At 64.2% G+C, this 18,392-nt stretch carries 18 protein-coding genes; 6 read left to right on the forward strand and 12 right to left on the reverse strand.

What is annotated here, in order from left to right; genetic code table 11:
* Positions 1 to 84: 84 nt before the first annotated feature.
* The 5 genes from QPK29_RS06860 to ubiE form a co-directional block, all read right to left on the reverse strand.
* On the reverse strand, positions 85 to 690 hold the full coding sequence (locus QPK29_RS06860; protein ID WP_371770592.1) for a methyltransferase: 606 nt from the start codon (positions 688 to 690) through the stop codon (positions 85 to 87).
* The gene (gene ubiB, locus QPK29_RS06865; RefSeq protein ID WP_056126665.1) at positions 690 to 2,258 is read right to left on the reverse strand and encodes a ubiquinone biosynthesis regulatory protein kinase UbiB; all 1,569 of its coding nucleotides are present in this window, start codon (positions 2,256 to 2,258) and stop codon (positions 690 to 692) included. The genes QPK29_RS06860 and ubiB overlap by 1 nt, the downstream gene beginning before the upstream one ends.
* The gene (locus QPK29_RS06870; protein WP_056126663.1) at positions 2,258 to 2,911 is read right to left on the reverse strand and encodes a ubiquinone biosynthesis accessory factor UbiJ; all 654 of its coding nucleotides are present in this window, start codon (positions 2,909 to 2,911) and stop codon (positions 2,258 to 2,260) included. The genes ubiB and QPK29_RS06870 overlap by 1 nt, the downstream gene beginning before the upstream one ends.
* Before the next feature lie 112 nt (positions 2,912 to 3,023).
* Entirely contained in the window at positions 3,024 to 3,968 is a 945-nt protein-coding gene (locus QPK29_RS06875) for a Tim44 domain-containing protein (protein WP_056126661.1), read from the reverse strand.
* Positions 3,969 to 3,977: 9 nt separating this feature from the next.
* The gene (gene ubiE / locus QPK29_RS06880) at positions 3,978 to 4,712 is read right to left on the reverse strand and encodes a bifunctional demethylmenaquinone methyltransferase/2-methoxy-6-polyprenyl-1,4-benzoquinol methylase UbiE (protein ID WP_056126659.1); all 735 of its coding nucleotides are present in this window, start codon (positions 4,710 to 4,712) and stop codon (positions 3,978 to 3,980) included.
* A gap of 274 nt (positions 4,713 to 4,986) precedes the next feature.
* Here ubiE and QPK29_RS06885 point away from each other — a divergent pair, with 274 nt between their 5' ends.
* Positions 4,987 to 5,190 carry a cold-shock protein gene (locus QPK29_RS06885; RefSeq protein ID WP_036238916.1) on the forward strand — a complete coding sequence of 68 codons (204 nt, stop codon included), beginning with the start codon at positions 4,987 to 4,989 and terminating at the stop codon, positions 5,188 to 5,190.
* A 52-nt stretch (positions 5,191 to 5,242) separates the two neighbouring features.
* Here QPK29_RS06885 and QPK29_RS06890 read toward each other — a convergent pair whose 3' ends face one another.
* The 4 genes from QPK29_RS06890 to QPK29_RS06905 form a co-directional block, all read right to left on the reverse strand.
* Positions 5,243 to 5,668 carry a gamma-butyrobetaine hydroxylase-like domain-containing protein gene (locus tag QPK29_RS06890; RefSeq protein ID WP_371770593.1) on the reverse strand — a complete coding sequence of 142 codons (426 nt, stop codon included), beginning with the start codon at positions 5,666 to 5,668 and terminating at the stop codon, positions 5,243 to 5,245.
* Positions 5,669 to 5,798: 130 nt separating this feature from the next.
* On the reverse strand, positions 5,799 to 6,242 hold the full coding sequence (locus QPK29_RS06895) for an HIT family protein (protein ID WP_371770594.1): 444 nt from the start codon (positions 6,240 to 6,242) through the stop codon (positions 5,799 to 5,801).
* Positions 6,239 to 10,246, reverse strand: a complete 4,008-nt coding sequence (locus QPK29_RS06900; RefSeq protein ID WP_371770595.1) for a DUF3683 domain-containing protein — start codon at positions 10,244 to 10,246, stop codon at positions 6,239 to 6,241. Before QPK29_RS06900 ends, QPK29_RS06895 begins: the two co-directional genes overlap by 4 nt.
* Before the next feature lie 218 nt (positions 10,247 to 10,464).
* Positions 10,465 to 10,968: a YqaA family protein gene (locus QPK29_RS06905; protein ID WP_371770650.1), complete on the reverse strand. Its 504-nt coding sequence runs from the start codon at positions 10,966 to 10,968 to the stop codon at positions 10,465 to 10,467.
* 179 nt (positions 10,969 to 11,147) lie between these two features.
* Between QPK29_RS06905 and ilvA the strand changes: the two genes are divergently transcribed.
* From ilvA to rapZ, 5 genes are all read left to right on the forward strand, one after another.
* Positions 11,148 to 12,680, forward strand: coding sequence for a threonine ammonia-lyase, biosynthetic (gene ilvA, locus QPK29_RS06910; protein ID WP_056126649.1), 1,533 nt, complete (start codon positions 11,148 to 11,150; stop codon positions 12,678 to 12,680).
* 147 nt (positions 12,681 to 12,827) lie between these two features.
* On the forward strand, positions 12,828 to 13,658 hold the full coding sequence (queF, locus tag QPK29_RS06915) for an NADPH-dependent 7-cyano-7-deazaguanine reductase QueF (RefSeq protein WP_056126646.1): 831 nt from the start codon (positions 12,828 to 12,830) through the stop codon (positions 13,656 to 13,658).
* 334 nt (positions 13,659 to 13,992) lie between these two features.
* Complete coding sequence (locus tag QPK29_RS06920; protein ID WP_259448148.1) at positions 13,993 to 14,475, forward strand: PTS sugar transporter subunit IIA; 483 nt, start codon at positions 13,993 to 13,995, stop codon at positions 14,473 to 14,475.
* Between the two features lie 16 nt (positions 14,476 to 14,491).
* A complete protein-coding gene (gene hprK / locus QPK29_RS06925) occupies positions 14,492 to 15,427 on the forward strand; it encodes an HPr(Ser) kinase/phosphatase (protein ID WP_056126642.1) in 936 nt (311 codons plus the stop codon).
* Between the two features lie 71 nt (positions 15,428 to 15,498).
* Complete coding sequence (gene rapZ, locus QPK29_RS06930) at positions 15,499 to 16,362, forward strand: RNase adapter RapZ (protein WP_056126640.1); 864 nt, start codon at positions 15,499 to 15,501, stop codon at positions 16,360 to 16,362.
* 16 nt (positions 16,363 to 16,378) lie between these two features.
* Here the strand turns inward: rapZ and QPK29_RS06935 are convergent, their stop codons facing one another.
* From QPK29_RS06935 to hpf, 3 genes are all read right to left on the reverse strand, one after another.
* The gene (locus tag QPK29_RS06935; RefSeq protein ID WP_371770596.1) at positions 16,379 to 16,831 is read right to left on the reverse strand and encodes an SRPBCC family protein; all 453 of its coding nucleotides are present in this window, start codon (positions 16,829 to 16,831) and stop codon (positions 16,379 to 16,381) included.
* Positions 16,828 to 17,904 carry an enoyl-CoA hydratase/isomerase family protein gene (locus QPK29_RS06940; RefSeq protein ID WP_371770597.1) on the reverse strand — a complete coding sequence of 359 codons (1,077 nt, stop codon included), beginning with the start codon at positions 17,902 to 17,904 and terminating at the stop codon, positions 16,828 to 16,830. Before QPK29_RS06940 ends, QPK29_RS06935 begins: the two co-directional genes overlap by 4 nt.
* Positions 17,905 to 18,007: 103 nt before the next feature.
* On the reverse strand, positions 18,008 to 18,367 hold the full coding sequence (hpf, locus tag QPK29_RS06945; RefSeq protein ID WP_371770598.1) for a ribosome hibernation-promoting factor, HPF/YfiA family: 360 nt from the start codon (positions 18,365 to 18,367) through the stop codon (positions 18,008 to 18,010).
* Positions 18,368 to 18,392: the final 25 nt, after the last annotated feature.

Here is an 18,392-nt window from a genome sequence, read left to right on the forward strand (position 1 = left end):
GCTCCTTTGGTGATTGAGGAGCAGCGAGTATCGGGCGCCGTGGGGCCCGGCCGTTGCCGGAAACCGGGCCGTTTTTGCCTGATTCTACAAGCGCCGCCAGATCATCCAGCGTTCCTTGCCGGCGAAGACAGGGATCGAATCCTCGACGGGCTCGTCGGCGATGCACTCGAACGCGGGCTTCAGCAAGGCATCGAGCTCATCACGCACGATACCGAACGGCGGTCCCTTCGCCACATCGTCAAAGAAGAAATAGCCAGCCAGCAGGCCGCCCTGCCCCAGCAGTTCCGCCCAGCGCCGCGCCACGTCCGGCCGGCGTGCCCGCGGCAGCGCGCACAGGAACGCCTGTTCGTAGACCAGGTCCAGCGGCTTCTCCGGCGCATAGGCGAAGAAATCGGCTTGCCGGATGCGGTCCGCCCACGGTCCGGCCAGCGCGCGGGCGCGCGCGACGGCTTCGGGCGAAAAATCGATGGCGGTGGCGTCCCAGCCGGCCTCGCACATCAGCGTCAATTCGTGCGCGGAGCCGCAGCCAGGAATCAATGCCGACAACGGACGCGCCGACGCGGAGACGAACCGCCGCAACGCCGCCGGCACCCCGCCCCGTTCCCACGGCGTGAAATCGCGCTCGAAGCGCTCGTCCCAGAATTGCGGCGACAGCGGATCGCGGCTGGCGAAAGCGGGCGGCGCCGCCATCACGGCGTCCAGTGCAGGTGCCCGGCGACCTCCAGGCCGACGACGATCACCGTCAGCACGCCCGTCACGCAGGCGAGGAAGGCCAGCAGGCGATTGGTGCGGCGCTGCTGGTCGACCAGCTTGGCCATCAGGTCGCCCATGTCGAGGTCGCTGTACGCCCGCTTGTGCAAGACCTGGTGCACGAGGCGCGGCAGCTGCGGCAGGATCTGGCCGAAGCGCGGTGCCTCCGCCTTCAGGCGCTCGGCCATGCCACGCCAGCCGACCTGCTCGGCCATCCAGCGCTCCAGGTACGGTTTCGCCGTCTTCCACAGGTCGAGGTCCGGGTCGAGCTGGCGGCCCAGCCCCTCGATGTTCAGCATGGTCTTTTGCAGCAGCACGAGCTGCGGCTGCACTTCGACGTTGAACCGGCGCGACGTCTGGAAGAGGCGTAGCAGCACCTGGCCGAAGGAAATGTCCTTGAGAGGACGATCGAAGATGGGTTCGCACGTCGCGCGCACGGCCGCTTCCAGTTCGTCGACGCGGGTCTCGCGCGGCGCCCAGCCCGATTCGATGTGCGCCTCGGCCACGCGCTTGTAGTCGCGGCGGAAGAAGGCGAGGAAGTTCTGCGACAGGTAATCCTTGTCGAAGTCGTTCAGGGTGCCCACGATGCCGAAGTCCAGCGCGATGTAGCGCCCGAACGTATCCGGATCGATCGACACGAGGATATTACCCGGGTGCATATCCGCGTGAAAAAAGCCGTCTCGAAAAACTTGCGTGAAGAAGATTTCGACACCGTCGCTGGACAATTTCTTGAGGTCGACGCCGGCCGCGACGAGGCGGTCGGTCTGCGAGATCGGGATGCCGTTCATGCGTTCCATCACGATCACGCTGTTGGAACAATAGTCCCAGTACATCTCCGGCACCATCAGCAGATCGGAATTCGCGAAATTGCGGCGCAGCTGGCTCGCGTTGGCGGCCTCGCGCATCAGGTCGAGCTCGTCGTGCAGGTATTTGTCGAACTCGGCCACGACCTCGCGCGGCTTCAGGCGACGGCTGTCGGCCCACACCTTTTCGATGACGCCGGCGGCCATCTGCATCAGGGCAATGTCTTCGTCGATTGTGGTCTTCATGCCAGGGCGCAGCACCTTCACCGCGACCTGCTTGCCATTCTTGAGCTCGGCAAAGTGCACCTGGGCGATCGATGCGGATGCCACCGGGGTACGCTCGAACGATGCGAACAGCGTCTCCGGCGAGGCGCCGAGGGAACGCGTGATCTGGGCGACGGCCAGGTCGGAATCGAACGGCGGCACGCGGTCCTGCAGCAGCGACAGTTCTTCGACGATATCCGGCGGCATCAGGTCGGGCCGGGTCGACAGCACCTGGCCGAATTTCACGAAGATCGGACCCAGCTCTTCGAGCGCGAGACGCAGGCGGATCGCGCGCGGCGACGTGATGCGGCGCCAGAAGAAGACGGTATTGATCAGGCGGGCGGTACGGGGTACGTGGAGGCCGGAAATCGCGATCTCGTCCAGGCCATACTTGACGATGACGGTGAAGATCTTCAGCAGGCGCAGGAATTTCAGGATCATCAGTGGTCCGAAGGCGTGTCAGGGGTCGTCGGAACGGGAGCGATGCTGCGCGCGGCAAGCTTCTGCTCCAGTTTGGCGATGCGCTTGGCCGTGCGCTCGACGTCGTCGCGCAGGCGGCCGACGTCGTCGGCGAAATCATCGACAGTCGCCGGGCGCACGAGCACGCGGCGTTCTTCCAGCAGGAATTCGGCGACGTTTTCCGCGAGCCGGCGTCCGGCCGTGGCCGCGCCCGTCACCGCCGAGCGCGCACCGCCGGCCAGGCGCACGGCGCCGATCGGCCCCACCACGCGCTCGAGATCGTGCTCGGCATCCCAGCGCAGGCCCTTGGACAATTGCGAGATCGTGTTGGCGAACTCGGCGTCGCCCTCGATCCGTACGTACGAAAACGCGCGGTCGCGGTTCTGCAGGATCAGCGGCAGGTCGGAGAGCTTGACGTGGATGGTGACGCTGGCCGGGTCGTCGACGCCCGCCGTCTCGAGCATGCCGTCGCGCGCGACGCGCATGCGCAGGGCGAGGTGCCCGGTATCGATGACGGCGGTCTTGCCGGCATGGCGCATCAGAGCATCGCGCGCCCACGCTTCCTGTGCCAGCAGGTGATTAATCGTCGCCACGGCCGGAGCCGACGGCGACAGGAAAGAGGGAGTCGAAGACATGACGTGTTTTGTGCTCACAAAATAAAACCGCCCGGCATAGGTCGGGCGGTTTCGATCTTACCAGTTCACCAGAGCATAAACCCTGGAGCACGGAACTTTTCTTGCGAAAATTTCAAGTGATCTGCTGAATGCCCGCCAGGACCCAGCCGCCATTGCCGGCCAGCGGCTTGGCCAGGTTCCAGACTTCGACGAACGGTTCCGGCGCCGCGCCCGGCGCGTTGCGGATCATGCCGTTGAACTGGACGCTCGCCAGGTAATCGCGGTCGGTCGTCTCGATGCCCAGCAGCTGCGAATCGATGTTGACGACTTCCGTGTAGTCCGGCTGGCCGCCCCGTTCCTGGATCTGCAGCGACAGTTCGGCGTACACCTCGGGCGACGTGAATTCGCGCAGGTCGGCGAGGTCGCCGCGGTCCCAGGCCGCTTGCATGCGGATGAACGAGGACCTGGCGTGGCGCAGGAACGCTTCCGTGTCGAACCCGGCCGGCACGCCCCACTGCTCGTGCGCGGGCGCCGCCTTGTCGAGCGACGGCGCATTCGAGAAGCCCGACTGGAAGCCGCCCTGGTTGCCGGCATAGGCATTGTTCAGGCCCGAACCGATTTCCGGCGTGGCCGAGGCCGGCACGGGATTCTGGTTAAAACCCGTAAAAGTCGGGTTGGCCGGCGTGTCCTTGCGGCGGAACATGCGGATGATGAACATCACGGCGAACACGAGCAGCAGGATCATCAGCAGCGACGACAGGGCGCTGGCCATCGCGCCGCCGATGCCGAAGTGCGAGAACAGCGCACCCAGGCCAAGGCCCAGCAATGCACCACCCAGCACGCCTTTCCACATGCTCGGCCGCTTCTGCGGCACCTGGGCCGGCGCCATCGGGGCCGGCGCCGGACGCTGCTGGTACGACGGCTGCTGGGCAGGCGTCGGCGCCGGCGCGGGTGCGCGCATGCGGCTCACGGACTGCGACTGGCGGCCGAACGAACGGCCACCGCCGACCGGACGCGCATCGGCGACGCTCGACAGCGTCATCAGCGCGATCATCATGCTGGCCAAAAACTTTTTCATCAGCTCACCTCAAAGTTTGATGCCGGTGTGCAGTGCGGCCACACCAGCCGTCAGGTTGTAGTACTGCACTCTTTCCAGGCCCGCCGTTTCCATCATGCCCTTCAGCGTTTCCTGGTCCGGGTGCATGCGGATCGATTCCGCCAGATACCGGTAGCTTTCCGCATCGTTGGCGATGCGCTGGCCCAGCCACGGCAGCACCGAGAACGAATACACGTCGTACGGTTTTTGCAGCGGCGCCGCCACTTTGGAAAACTCCAGCACCAGCAACTTGCCGCCCGGCTTGAGCACACGGCGCATTTCCGCCAGAGCCTGATCCTTGTGCGTCATGTTGCGCAGGCCAAAGGCCACGCTGACGCGATCGAAATAATTGTCCGGGAACGGCAGTTTCTCCGCGTCACACAGTAAGGTGGGGGTGACCAGACCTTTGTTCAATAGACGATCGCGGCCCACGCGCAGCATCGACTCGTTGATGTCCGTGAGCCACACCTCGCCGCTCGGCCCCGCCGCCTTGGCGAATGCCTTCGACAAGTCGCCCGTGCCGCCGGCGATGTCGAGCACCTTGAAGCCGGGACGAATGCCCGCCTGGGCGATGGTGAACGCCTTCCACACGCGGTGCAGGCCGGCGGACATCAGGTCGTTCATCACGTCGTATTTGGACGCGACCGAGTGGAATACCTTGGCTACCTCGTGGACCTTCTCGTCTTCCGAGACGGTCTTGTAGCCGAAATGGGTGGTGTTGGTCATAGTAGCAAGCCGTTTAGTCTTGCCACATTATACAAGCGGGGGTCCGCCGCCCGGCTTAAAGATGACTTACCCGGGCGAACGCGAAGAAAACGTTTGCGTCGACGTCAATGTCGGCTTTACCACACACGATAACAATCGTGCATCCCGATTGTTAAAACTCTGCTTATAATGGTTTTCGCTCGCGCACAGTCTGGAACAGGGATGTTTATCGCTTAACCATGTGCTGCCGGCGATACTTCATTACTTGTTAAAAAAATTCTTGAGAGAGAGACACATGGCGACTGGCACCGTGAAATGGTTCAACGACGCAAAAGGCTTTGGCTTCATCAAACCTGACGATGGTGGCGACGATCTGTTCGCACACTTCTCGGCCATCAATTCGGCAGGCTTCAAATCGCTGGCGGAAAACCAGCGCGTCACCTTCGACGTGACCTCCGGCCCGAAAGGCAAGCAGGCCGCAAACATCCAGCCGCAGTAATTCCAGGCCGGTAAACGAAAAAGCGCCGTGTGCAAACCGGCGCTTTTTTCGTTTAGTGGCTACATCCACCGCTGCCGCAACCGCCGCCCTTCGGCCCGGCCGCCGGCACGGCACTGGCCTCGCGGCCGCTGTCGCCTCCATACCCCGCCGCGTGCAGGCGGCCCAGGTAGTCCTGCCACAGGACGTCATGCTCGTTGCCCAGCTTGTACAGATAATCCCACGTGAAGATGCCGGACTCGTGGCCGTCCGTGAACAGCGGCTTGACGCCATAGTTCCCGACCGGCTCGACGCCGCGGATGCCCACATCGCGCTTGCCGACCTGGAGTACTTCCTGGCCCGGGCCGTGGCCCTTCACTTCGGCCGACGGCGAGTACACGCGCATCAGCTCGAACGGGATGGAGAACGCGGCGCCGTCGTCGAAAGCGATTTCCAGGATCTTCGATTGCTGGCGGATGGTGAGGTTGGTGGGGTTTGCCATGGCTTGGAAGTATTGAAGCCGTCATTCCCGCGGAAGCGGGAATCCATGCCAAGTGTCTTCGATCGGCTCAGTATGGATTCCCGCGTGTGCGGGAATGACGGTATGTTGAGTACGGTGGTGACGCGCTATTTTACCGGCTCGCGAACCTGCGTGCGATCGCCTCCGCCAGCTTCGGCACCAGCTTCCTGCGCGCGGCCAGCACCGCCTCGTCCGTCGTGCGCTGCGCCTGCGCCCACACGGGCGCGGGGAAGTGCGCGTCGTCGGCGTAGCGCGGGATCACGTGCCAGTGCAGGTGCGGCACCACGTTGCCCAGGCTCGCCACGTTGACTTTCAGCGGCTGCATCACCTCGCGCACGGCGAGTTCGAGCTTCCACACCGCGTCGTTCAGCAGCAGGCGATCCGCATCCGCGAGGTCGCTCACTTCGCGCACATGGTCTTTCCAGATCACGCGCGCGAAGCCGGGGTAGTTGGCATCGTCGACGAGGATGACTATGAACTCGTCGTTGTCGACGACCGTCGAAGGTGTGGCAACTGAGGACAACTCGCAGAGTTCGCAGCCCACCACGCGCGTCATACAAGCACCCGCTCGATGCCGCCGTTGTTGGCGTTGGCCACGTAGTTCGGCATCCAGTTCTCGCCCAGCAGGTGACGCGCCATCTCGACGACGATGTAGTCGGCCGTGGTGCCCGAATCGTCGTTGTAGCGGTTCAGGCCCTGCAGGCAGGACGGGCAGCTCGTCAGGATCTTGACGTCGCCACCGAAACCGTCGGCGCGCAGCTTGTCGGCGCCCTTCACCATTTCCTGCTCCTTGCGGAAGCGGACCTGGGTCGAGATGTCCGGACGGCTCACGGCGAACGTGCCCGACTCGCCGCAGCAGCGGTCGTTCTTCTCGATCTTGACGTTGTCGACGGTCTGCACGAGCGCGTTCACGGTCTTCATCGAATCGCCCAGCTTCATCGGGTTGTGGCACGGTTCGTGGTACATGTAGCGCATCCCCGTCACGCCTTCCAGCTTGACGCCCTTCTCCAGCAGGTACTCGTGGATGTCCATGATGCGGCAGCCCGGGAAGATCTTCTCGAACTCGTAGGTCGCGAGCTGGTCGTAGCAGGTGCCGCACGAGACGAGGACCGTCTTGATGTCGAGGTAGTTCAGCGTGTTGGCCATGCGGTGGAACAGCACGCGGTTATCCGTCATCATCTTGTCGGCCTTGTCGTACTGGCCGGCGCCGCGCTGCGGATAGCCGCAGCACAGGTAGCCCGGCGGCAGCACGGTCTGCACGCCCACTTCCCACAGCATCGCCTGCGTGGCCAGGCCCACCTGCGAGAACAGGCGCTCGGAACCGCAGCCCGGGAAGTAGAACACGGCTTCCGTATCGGCGTTGGTGACCTTCGGATTGCGGATGATCGGGATGACCTTGTCGTCCTCGATGTCCAGCAGCGCGCGCGCCGTCTTCTTCGGCAGGTTGCCCGGCATCTTCTTGTTCACGAAGTGGATCACCTGCTCGCGGATCGGCGCCTTGCCGGTCGTCGGAGGCGGTGCCTTCGTCTGCTCTTTCGCGACGGCCTTCAGCACGGTCGCGCCGAGACGCTGGGCCTTGTAGCCCCAGTCGATCATCCCCTTGCGCATCGCGTTGATCGTCGTCGGATCGGTCGCGTTCAGGAAGAACATGCCCGCGCGGTGGGCCGGCTTGAAGCTGCGCTTGTCCATCTTGCGCAGCAGGTTACGCATGTTCATCGAGACGTCGCCGAAGTCGATGTTGACCGGGCACGGCGTCACGCACTTGTGGCACACGGTGCAGTGGTCGGACACGTCCTCGAATTCTTCCCAGTGGCGGATCGACACGCCGCGGCGCGTCTGCTCTTCGTACAGGAATGCTTCGATCAGCGCGGACGTCGCGAGGATCTTGTCGCGCGGCGAGTACAGCAGATTCGATTGCGGCACGTGCGTCGTGCACACGGGCTTGCACTTGCCGCAGCGCAGGCAGTCCTTGACGCTGTTGGCGATCTCGCCGATGTCGCTCTGCTGCATGATCAGCGACTCGTGGCCCATCAGGCCGAACGACGGCGTGTACGCGTTGCGCAGGTCGGCGTACGTGGTCTCGCTGTTCAGCAGCTTGCCCTTGTTGAAGCGGCCTTCCGGGTCCACGCGCTGCTTGTAGTCGCGGAAGTCGCGGATCTCGTCGTCGGTGAGGAATTCCAGCTTCGTGATGCCGATGCCGTGTTCGCCCGAGATGACGCCATCCAGCGAACGCGCCAGCTTCATGATGCGCTCGACGGCCTTGTGCGCGTCCTGCAGCATCGCGTAATCGTCCGAGTTCACGGGCAGGTTCGTGTGCACGTTGCCGTCGCCGGCGTGCATGTGCAGCGCGACGAACACGCGCGAACGCAGCACGCGCTTGTGGATCGCGGTGGCCTCAGCCAGGATCGGCTCGTAGGCCGCGCCATTGAAGATGTGGCGCAGCGGCGCGCGGATCTCCTGCTTCCACGAGACGCGCACGGTATGGTCCTGCACGACGTCGAACAACTTCGCGCCCGGCTGCTGAGCGAGGCGCGCCTGGAACGTGCCGGCGAAACCATCGAGGCCGACGTCGGCGAGCTTGTCGAGCACGTCGCCCAGCGGCTGGTCGAGGTTCGCCGTGATCCAGGTCCAGCGCGCCGCGACGCGGCCCAGCAGCTCGTCGGCCTGCTGCGGGCGGTCGCCGAGGATCTCTTCCTTCGACACGCCTTCGCCCGTCGCGTCGTCCGCCTTCGTCACTTCCAGGTTCCCGGCCGCGAAATAGGCGTGCAGTTCCTCGACGAGCTGCAGCTTGTTCTTGATCGACAGCTCGACGTTGATGCGCTCGATGCCGTCGGTGTACTCGCCCATCCGGTTCAGCGGAATGACGACGTCTTCGTTGATCTTGAAGGCGTTCGTGTGGCGCGCGATGGCCGCGGTGCGCGAGCGGTCGAGCCAGAATTTTTTACGTGCTTCCGGGCTGACGGCGACGAAGCCCTCGCCCACGCGCGTGTTCGCAAGACGCACGACTTCCGACGTGGCCAGCGCGACGGCGTTCTCGTCGTCGCCTACGATGTCGCCGAACAGCGCCATCTTCGGCAGCGTGCCGCGCTTCGATTTCGTCGCATAGCCGACGGCGCGCAGGTAGCGCTCGTCCAGGTGTTCCAGGCCCGCGAGGCGCAGGCTGGCGAATTCCGGCTTGCCGCTCTTCGGCAGGCTGTCGAGGTAATCCTTGATCTCGACGATCGACGGGATCGCATCGCGCGCCTGGCCGAAGAATTCCAGCGCGACGGTGCGCGTGAACTTCGGCATCTTGTGCAGGATCCAGCGCGACGACGTGATCAAACCATCGGTGCCCTCTTTCTGGATGCCCGGCAGACCGGCGAGGAATTTGTCGGTGACGTCCTTGCCGAGGCCTTCCTTGCGGAAGCGGCGGCCTTCGATGGCCAGCGTCTCGGTGCGGAACGGCGCACCTTTCGGCGCGCCCTTTTCCGACGGGTGCGTCCATTCGAGCTTGAACGTCGCGACCGGGGCGTCGTGGATCTTGCCCAGGTTGTGGTCGACGCGCGTGACGTCGAGCCAGTCGCCGTTCGGGTCGACCATGCGCCACGACGCCAGGTTATCGAGCGCCGTGCCCCACAGGACGGCCTTCTTGCCGCCCGCGTTCATCGCGATGTTCCCGCCGATGCACGAGGCGTGCGCGGACGTCGGGTCGACGGCGAACACGAAGCCGGCCTTCTCGGCCGCCTGCGACACGCGCTGCGTGACGACGCCGGCGCCCGTGAAGATGGTCGCGTAGTCGCGGTCGACGCCCGGCAGGCGCGTCATCTCGACCTCGCCCATCTGCAGCAGCTTTTCCGTGTTGATCACGGCCGACATCGGCGACAGCGGAATCGCGCCGCCCGTGTAGCCGGTACCGCCGCCGCGCGGGATGATGGTCAGCCCGAGTTCGATACAGCCTTTCACGAGGCCGGCCATCTCGTCTTCCGAGTCCGGCAGCAGGACGAGGAACGGGTATTCGACGCGCCAGTCGGTGGCGTCCGTCACGTGCGACGTGCGGTGCATGCCGTCGAAACGGATGTTGCGCTTGTCGGTGTAGCGGCCCAGCACGGCCTTGGCGCGCTTGCGCAGGTCGTAGGTGTCCGCGAATTCGCGGCCGAAGGCGTCGACGGCCTTGCGCGCGGCGACAAGCAGCTGCTCGACGGCGGCGCTGCGGCGCGCGGCGGTGGCCGGATCGGCTTCGCCGGCATCGACGGTCAGGCGGCGCTTGTCGACTTCCGCCAGGCGGTGATGCAGTGCCTCGATCAGCTTGGCGCGGCGCTTCGGGTTGTCCAGCAGGTCGTCCTGCAGGTATGGATTGCGGCGCACGACCCAGATGTCGCCCAGGACTTCGTACAGCATGCGGGCCGAGCGCCCGGTCTGGCGGGCACCGCGCAATTCATCCAGCAACTGCCACGATGACTCGCCCAGCAGACGGATCACGATCTCGCGATCGGAGAACGACGTGTAGTTATAGGGGATTTCGCGCAGCCGGATGGGTGCGTTTTCTTCGAGCAGGGCGTGGATATTGGCAGGAGCGTTCATGGGGAGATCGACTGTCGTACTGACGCGTAGGACTCTCTATTCTAGCTTATTGCGATGCACCACGCTGGGGAAGGAATAATTTTTGCAATGGCGAAAAAGCAGAAACGGGCGGAAAACGACGCTTTCGCGCAAATTTGTTTTGGTTGAATGCAAGATTTTCCAGCAAAAGCTCGGCGTGATGAAACAACAGGCATCTTATCCACGCCGGATGGACCCGTTCATCCGAACAGCTTGCTGCTCATCCCCCCCAGCCACTTCCACCACCCGTCCGGCACGTACAGCAGCGTGACCGTCATGAACACATAGCGCCCGAACTTGCCGATGGCCATATAGATGACGCTGGGCCAGAACGGCAGGTGCAGCCAGCCCGCCAGCGTGCACAGCGGGTCGCCGATGCCCGGCACCCAGGACAGCAGCATCGTCTTCGCGCCGTAGCGTTTGAGCCAGTGGAACCAGCGCGACGAGCGTTCCTTCGCGAAGGCGACCTTGGCGCGGTAGCCGATCCAGTAGTCGACGATGCCGCCCAGCGTGTTGCCCAGGGTGGCGACGAGGACGGTGGGCCAGAACATCGCGGGATTCGCTTTCACGACGGCGAACACGGCCGGCTCGGAGCCGAGCGGCAACAGGGTCGCGGAGACGAAGGCGATGAGGAATACCGACGTGAGCCCGACAGTGGGCACGGCGAGGAATTTCAGCAGCCATAGGACGGCGGATTCGATCATCGGCAGGAAAGGATGGACGGCGGACGGATAAGTTGAGTACATTATAATGAGGAGAAACACCTCGCAACGACACGGTACGCCAGGCTCTACCAAGCTTACGTGCCGCACTGCTCGCCTCGGTTACCCACCAAGCAGGACAGTCAGCGTCGCCCCGGAACCCGAACAGCCCCGCACCGATCATGACTACCGACTACCTCAAGAAAATCCTCACCGCGCGCGTCTACGACGTAGCCGTCGAAACCCCGCTGGAGTACGCCCCCAGCCTGTCGAAGCGCACCGACAACAAGATTTACCTGAAGCGCGAGGACATGCAGAGCGTGTTCAGCTTCAAGCTGCGCGGCGCCTACAACAAGATGGCCAACCTGTCGGAATCGCAACTGAAACGCGGCGTGATTTGCGCGTCGGCCGGCAACCACGCCCAGGGCGTCGCCATGTCGGCGGCGCGGCTGAACTGCCGTGCCGTGATCGTGATGCCGACCACCACACCCAGCGTGAAAGTGGATGCGGTGCGCGCGTTCGGCGGCAGCAACGTGGAAGTCGTGCTGCACGGCGAGTCGTACACGGATGCGTTCAACCATGCGCAGATGCTGGAAAAGGAACAGAAGCTGGCGTTCGTGCACCCGTTCGACGATCCGGACGTCATCGCCGGCCAGGGCACGATCGGCGTCGAGATCCTGCGCCAGCATTCGGCGCCGATCCACGCGATCTTCCTCGCGATCGGCGGCGGCGGCCTGATCAGCGGCGTGGCCGCCTACGTAAAACAGATCCGCCCCGACATCAAGATCATCGGCGTGCAGACGAACGATTCGGACGCGATGGCGCGCAGCCTGAAGGCCGGCGAGCGCGTGACCCTGCCGGACGTCGGCCTGTTCGCGGACGGCACCGCCGTGCGCCTGGTCGGTGCCGAGACCTTCCGCCTGTGCCAGGAACTGGTCGATGAAATCATCATCGTCGACAACGACGCGCTGTGCGCCGCCATCAAGGACGTGTTCACCGATACGCGCAGCATCGTCGAACCGTCCGGCGCGCTGGCCATCGCGGGCGCGAAGGCCTACGTGGAACGTTCGCAGATGTCGAAGAATCCGGTGCGCGGCGAAACGCTCGTCGCCGTCGCGTGCGGCGCCAACATGAACTTCGACCGCCTGCGCTTCGTCGCCGAGCGCGCCGAACTGGGCGAGGCGCGCGAAGCCGTGTTCGCCGTGACGATCCCCGAGCAGCGCGGCAGTTTTAAACGCTTCTGCGCGCTGATCGGGCCGCGCAACGTCACCGAATTCAACTACCGCATCAGCGACGAGCGCGAGGCGCACGTCTTCGTCGGCGTGCAGATCGGCAGCCGCAGCGAGTCCGGCACCGTCGCGCGCACGTTCGAGGAGCACGGTTTCCGCACCCTCGACCTCACGCACGACGAACTGGCCAAGCAGCACGTGCGCCACCTCGTCGGCGGCAAGAGCGGGCTCGCGCACGACGAACTGCTGTACCGCTTCGAATTCCCGGAGCGCCCGGGCGCGCTGATGCGCTTCCTGGACAGCATGGCGCCGAACTGGAACATCTCCCTATTCCACTACCGGAACCAGGGCGGCGACGTCGGCCGCATCCTCGTCGGCCTGCAGGTGCCGTCCGGCGAGATGGACGAGTTCCGCCAGTTCCTCGCCACGCTCGGTTATCGCTATTGGGACGAGAGCGCGAATCCGGTCTACAAGCTGTTCCTGTAATGCATGGCGCGGTGATTGATGCCCCCGGCATCAATCACTGGATGTGTTAACCGGGCGCGCAACGATTGCCGGAAAGGTGTACGATACGCCGCTTTGCCGCCGCCGGACCGGCATCGTCACGCATGTGGCCGGCTTCGAGTACACACCATGACCAATACCCCTGATCAATCGCCTCTTGGCAAAAACTCGGCCTACCAAACCGAATATGCGCCGGAGCTGCTGTTTCCCATCCCGCGCCAGCAAAAGCGCGACGAACTCGGCCTGGCGGGCACGCTGCCCTTCTTCGGCGTCGACATCTGGAATGCCTACGAACTGTCGTGGCTGAACATGCGCGGCAAGCCGCAGGTCGCCATCGCGACCTTCACGGTACCGGCCGATTCGCCCAACATCGTCGAATCGAAATCCTTCAAGCTCTACCTGAATTCGTTCAACCAGACCCGTCTGGCCAACACGGACGCCCTGCTGGCCCTGCTGCGCGAAGACTTGTCGACCGCAGTCGGCGCGCCCGTGCATGCGGCGCTGACCTTGCCCGAAGACTTCGACAAGCTGAAAATGGGCGAGCTGGACGGCCTCCTGCTCGACCGCCTCGACGTCGAGATCGACAATTACAGTCCGTCGCCGGAACTCCTCAAGGCCAACCACGAGGAAGCCGCGGTCGAGGAAACCCTCGTGTCGCACCTGCTCAAATCGAACTGCCTCGTCACGGGCCAGCCGGACTGGGGCAGCGTGCAGATCCGCTACGTCGGTCCGCAGATCGACCAGGAAAGCCTGCTGCGCTACCTGATCGGCTTCCGCGAGCACAACGAATTCCACGAGCAATGTGTCGAGCGCATCTTCACGGACATCCTACGCCAGTGCAAGCCGAACAAGCTGGCGGTCTACGCCCGCTATACCCGGCGTGGCGGCCTGGACATCAATCCGTGGCGCGCCAATTTCAGCACCGCCAAACCGCCGAATTTGCGTGCCGCGCGCCAATGAACAATGCGGATGGGTGATTTTTGATCGTTCGTCCCCATCTACAGTGTACGTTTCCGGCGACATCCTTCACGATGTTTCCGGATGTGTAAAACGGCAACCAAGCGCTAGAAAAATCGGTAAAAGAGGCCCCGGGAAGACGTTTCATGCGTGAAACCCGGGATTTCGTGGCGGAAATTGCGCTCGCCGGATAGCCGGATACGGGATCCTTGTGCAAAGGTTTGCGGCAGGGATCACACAGGCATCGGACGGCGTGCAAAATCGAATTACACGGCCATAAAACAGGCCTATAATTCCCGCTCGCAAGCACCCAGGTGCACCGCAATAGAAGCGTGTTATGACTAATCTAAGCAAAATCCTCTCGCTCGAGAACGTGCAGCTGGACATCGAAGTGTCGAGCAAGAAGCGCGCCTTCGAGCAGGCCGGCCTGATCTTCGAGAACAACTGCGGCATCGCCCGCTCCACCGTGTCGGACAACCTGTTCGCGCGCGAGCGTCTCGGGTCCACCGGACTCGGTCATGGCGTCGCCGTGCCGCATGGCCGCATCAAGGGCAGCAAAAGCCTCAAATCGCCGCTGGCCGCGTTCGTGCGCCTGGCCGAGCCGATCCCGTTCGAATCGCCGGACGGCCAGCCCGTGAAGCTGCTCTTTTTCCTGCTGATCCCGGACCACGTCACGCAACAGCACCTGGAAATCCTGTCGGAGATCGCGGAACTGTTTTCGGATGAGGCAATCCGCACGGCCTTGAGCACGGACACGGATCCGAAGTCCGTCTACGAACGCATCATCAACTGGCAACCGAGCCTGCAAGCCCTCGGCTGACCTTGCGAAAGCGACCATGCTGCAATCCCCGCTGACCATCCAACGGCTGTATGACGACAACCGCGACAGCCTGCAACTGGGCTGGTTCGCCGGATTTCCGGGCGGAGAACGCCAGATCTCCGGCGACGCCGTCTCCGCCGCGGACCAGGTCGGCCACCTGAACCTGATCCACCCGGGCCGCATGCAGGTGTTCGGTCACCAGGAACTGAATTACTACCAGCGCCTGAAATCCGGGTCGCGCAGCCACCTGATCGGCGAACTGATCGCGGGCGGTCCGCCGGCGCTGTTCATCGCCCAGGGTCTCGACACCCCGCCGGACATCCTCGCCATCTGCGACGAACAGAACATCCCGCTGTTCTCGACGCCGCTGCCGGCCGCGCAGGTCATCGACTACCTGCGCGTGTACCTGTCGAAGAAGCTGGCGCAGCGCGTCATCATGCACGGCGTGTTCATGGACGTGCTGGGCGTCGGCGTGCTGATCACGGGCGACTCGGGCCTCGGCAAGAGCGAGCTGGGCCTGGAACTGATCTCGCGCTCGCACGGTCTCGTCGCCGACGATGCCGTCGAATTCTCGCGCATCGCCCCGAACATGATCGAGGGCCGCTGCCCGCCGCTGCTGCAGAACCTGCTCGAAGTACGCGGCCTGGGCCTGCTGGACATCAAGGCGATCTTCGGCGAGACGGCGGTGCGCCGCAAGATGCGCCTCAAATTGATCGTCCACCTCGTCAAACGGGGCGCGCTGGACGAGGAAGTCGAACGCCTGCCCTTCCACTTCCCCACCGAGGACGTGCTGGGCCTGCCGATCCGCAAAGTGGTCATTCCCGTCGCGGCCGGCCGCAACATCGCGGTGCTGCTGGAAGCTGCGGTGCGCAATACGATCCTGCAGCTGCGCGGGATCGATACGCTGCAGGAGTTCATGGAAAGGCAAAGACAGGCGATGAGCAGCGACTGACGCTGTTGCAAATACCTCATCCATAAGCCTTGTGCGATGCGGCAAAGACTTGCCGATGCTATCATCGCGCCATGCGCATCCTACTCATCACCGGTATCTCGGGCTCCGGTAAATCCGTCGCCCTGAACGTCCTCGAAGACGCTGGCTACTATTGCGTCGACAACCTGCCCCCCGCCCTGCTGCCGGCGCTCGTCGGCAGTATCGAAGGCGACGAAACCAGGCGCATCGCCGTCGCCGTCGATGCGCGCAGCGCGGAGTCCCTGGCCGAACTGCCGACGACGGTCGCTGCGCTGCGGGAGGAAGGCCACCAGGTCAAGGTGATCTTCCTGACGGCCAGCACGCACTCGCTCGTGGCCCGTTTTTCCGAGACGCGCCGCAGCCACCCGCTGTCGCACGAACTGCGTCCGGGCGAGAACCCGGCGTCGCGCCGCACGCTGATCGAATGCATTTCGGAAGAACGCGACCGGCTGGGGCAGATCGAGAAGATGGGCCACGTGATCGACACGTCCGAACTGTCGGCCAACAAGCTGCGCGCGTGGATCAAGGAACTGGCCGAGGTCACCTACGCGCCGCTGACGCTGTATTTCGAATCGTTCGCATTCAAGCGCGGCGTGCCGCTCGATGCCGACTTCGTGTTCGACGTGCGCGCCGTGCCGAATCCGTATTACGACCTCACCTTGCGCCCGCTGAACGGCAGGGACGCTCCCGTGATCGCCTTCCTCGACGCCCAGCCGCAGGCGGCCGAGCTGCTGTCCGACATCCGCGCGTTCATCGCCAAGTGGCTGCCGTCGTTCAAGAAGGACAACCGCAGCTATCTCACCGTGGCCGTCGGTTGCACGGGCGGCCAGCACCGCTCCGTGTACATGGCGGAACGGCTCGGCGCGTATTTCAGCGACACGGAACGGGTCGTCGTGCGCCACCGCGAGCAGCCCTGATACGGCCAACGCGAATTCAGCCGGTGCCGAAGCGCCGGCGCAGCCGCGCATGGCGATGGCGGAACAACAGCGCCACGCTCGCGCGCGCGAGCACGCGCGGCAGCAGGCGCGAACGGAACGCCAGGTTGTCGACGACCCGCGTGCCCCGCGCCGACGGCGCGACGATGCGCTCGTGCTGCCAGAACGCCATCGACAGCATCGGCGAGCGCTCCAAAAAACGTCGGCCCGGCTCGAGTTCGACGAGCGTGAGGCCGCTCCGGTCGATGGGCAGCACGCGCAACAACAACAGCCAGCTGCGGCACAGGCGCTGTCCCGGCACGACATCCCCCGGCAGCGTCCGCATCCCGCGCGGGAACGTCATGCGCAGCAGCGGCGTCATCTCGTCGGCGATGCCCTCGACGGACGTGACCCGGCGCCACACCGTGTCCGGCGCGGCAGCCAGCTCGGATTCGAAGCGCAGCGCGATCACAAATCGCGGAGTGGATGCGCGTGCCCGGGCCAGACGGGCGCGAAGAACCACGCGACCATCTCCGGCGTGACCGCATCGAGCGTGGGCGGATTCCAACGCGGCGCATTGTCCTTGTCGATCACGAGCGCGCGCACGCCTTCGAGCACTTCGCCGTGTTCGAACGTGCGGCGCACGAGCGAGCGCTCCATGCGCAGGCAGTCCGCCACGCCAAGCGCTTCCCCGCGCACGAGCATCTCGCGCGTCACGGACATCATCAGCGGCGAGCGCTGGCGCAGCGTGGCCAGCGTCTTTTGCGCGAACGGGCTCGCATCCGTCTCAAGCGACGCCATCACGGCCGCGACGGAGTCCGCGCCGAAATGGCGGTCGATCGCGCCGCGCTGCGCTTCCAGTTCGCTCGCGCCAGCCGGGAACGGCGCGGCGAACGCGCGGATCGCGGCGGGCAGTTGCGCGCCCGGCGTCGTCTCGATCAGCGCGCGCAGCGCATCCAGCTGCGCGCCCGGCACGAACACGTCGGCCAGGCCGACGTAGATCGCATCGGCCGCGCCGATGGTCACGCCCGTCACGCCGAGATAGTGGCCCAGGCGGCCCGGTGCATGCGACAGGAAATGACTGCCGCCCACGTCCGGGAACAGCCCGATGTTCACCTCGGGCATGGCGATCTTCGAGCGCTCCGTCACGATGCGCAGGCCGCAATCCGGCCCGCCCTGCGCGATACCCATCCCGCCGCCCATCACGACGCCATCCATCAGCGCAATGTACGGCTTCGGATAGAAGTGAATGAGGTGGTTGAGCGCGTATTCTTCGGTGAAGAAATCTTCCAGCAGCGGGCTACCGGTCTGCGGCGTGGCTTTGCCGGCCTCGTGGAAAAAGCGGATGTCGCCGCCGGCGCACAAGGCCTTTTCGCTGCTGCTCCCGATGACGACGGCGTCGATGCCGGCGTCATTACGCCAGGCGAGCAGCGTGGCGGTGAGCGCGCGGACCATGTCCAGCGACAGCGAGTTCAGCGCCTTTGGGCGGTCCAGGGTGATGATGCCGGTGCGGTTGGCAACCCGCGTCAGAACGTGTGCAGTCATGTCTCGTTGTTATCGAATAATCAGACCAGCATTGTAGCGCCCATAAAAAGCGAAAAGGGCGCCGATGCGCCCTTTACTCCTTGGTGCTACCGCACGCGTGGCATTACGCCGTGGCGGGCTCCTCCTCGCCACCTTCGGACATGCGCTTGATACACGCGTTGTCATGATCCTTGAGCATTTGCTTGTACTTGACGACCTGGCGGTCCAGGCGGTCCATCAGCATGTCGATCGCGGCGTATAGATCGTGCGCGGCACTGGCGACATGGACGATCTTGCCCGCGAGACGCAGGTTGATCTCGGCTTTCTGGCGTTTTTCTTTCTCGGTGAGATTGTCGATGCAGAGGATGACATGGGAGTCGATCACTTGATCGAAATGACGGGTGATGCGTTCGAGCTTGTTCTGTACGTATTCTCGGATGGCTGGAGTTACATCGAGATGATGTCCGCTGATTGTGAGATTCATACACACTCCTTTGAAGATGCACTGC

Source organism: Massilia orientalis, assembly GCF_030411975.2.
Taxonomy (GTDB): domain Bacteria; phylum Pseudomonadota; class Gammaproteobacteria; order Burkholderiales; family Burkholderiaceae_D; genus Telluria; species Telluria orientalis.

Coding starts and splice junctions, on each gene's coding strand:
- QPK29_RS06860 (WP_371770592.1), bottom strand. CDS start 690: ATGGCGGCGCCGCCCGCTTTCGCCAGCCGCGATCCGCTGTCGCCGCAA.
- ubiB (WP_056126665.1), bottom strand. CDS start 2,258: ATGATCCTGAAATTCCTGCGCCTGCTGAAGATCTTCACCGTCATCGTC.
- QPK29_RS06870 (WP_056126663.1), bottom strand. CDS start 2,911: ATGTCTTCGACTCCCTCTTTCCTGTCGCCGTCGGCTCCGGCCGTGGCG.
- QPK29_RS06875 (WP_056126661.1), bottom strand. CDS start 3,968: ATGAAAAAGTTTTTGGCCAGCATGATGATCGCGCTGATGACGCTGTCG.
- ubiE (WP_056126659.1), bottom strand. CDS start 4,712: ATGACCAACACCACCCATTTCGGCTACAAGACCGTCTCGGAAGACGAG.
- QPK29_RS06885 (WP_036238916.1), top strand. CDS start 4,987: ATGGCGACTGGCACCGTGAAATGGTTCAACGACGCAAAAGGCTTTGGC.
- QPK29_RS06890 (WP_371770593.1), bottom strand. CDS start 5,668: ATGGCAAACCCCACCAACCTCACCATCCGCCAGCAATCGAAGATCCTG.
- QPK29_RS06895 (WP_371770594.1), bottom strand. CDS start 6,242: ATGACGCGCGTGGTGGGCTGCGAACTCTGCGAGTTGTCCTCAGTTGCC.
- QPK29_RS06900 (WP_371770595.1), bottom strand. CDS start 10,246: ATGAACGCTCCTGCCAATATCCACGCCCTGCTCGAAGAAAACGCACCC.
- QPK29_RS06905 (WP_371770650.1), bottom strand. CDS start 10,968: ATGATCGAATCCGCCGTCCTATGGCTGCTGAAATTCCTCGCCGTGCCC.
- ilvA (WP_056126649.1), top strand. CDS start 11,148: ATGACTACCGACTACCTCAAGAAAATCCTCACCGCGCGCGTCTACGAC.
- queF (WP_056126646.1), top strand. CDS start 12,828: ATGACCAATACCCCTGATCAATCGCCTCTTGGCAAAAACTCGGCCTAC.
- QPK29_RS06920 (WP_259448148.1), top strand. CDS start 13,993: ATGACTAATCTAAGCAAAATCCTCTCGCTCGAGAACGTGCAGCTGGAC.
- hprK (WP_056126642.1), top strand. CDS start 14,492: ATGCTGCAATCCCCGCTGACCATCCAACGGCTGTATGACGACAACCGC.
- rapZ (WP_056126640.1), top strand. CDS start 15,499: ATGCGCATCCTACTCATCACCGGTATCTCGGGCTCCGGTAAATCCGTC.
- QPK29_RS06940 (WP_371770597.1), bottom strand. CDS start 17,904: ATGACTGCACACGTTCTGACGCGGGTTGCCAACCGCACCGGCATCATC.
- hpf (WP_371770598.1), bottom strand. CDS start 18,367: ATGAATCTCACAATCAGCGGACATCATCTCGATGTAACTCCAGCCATC.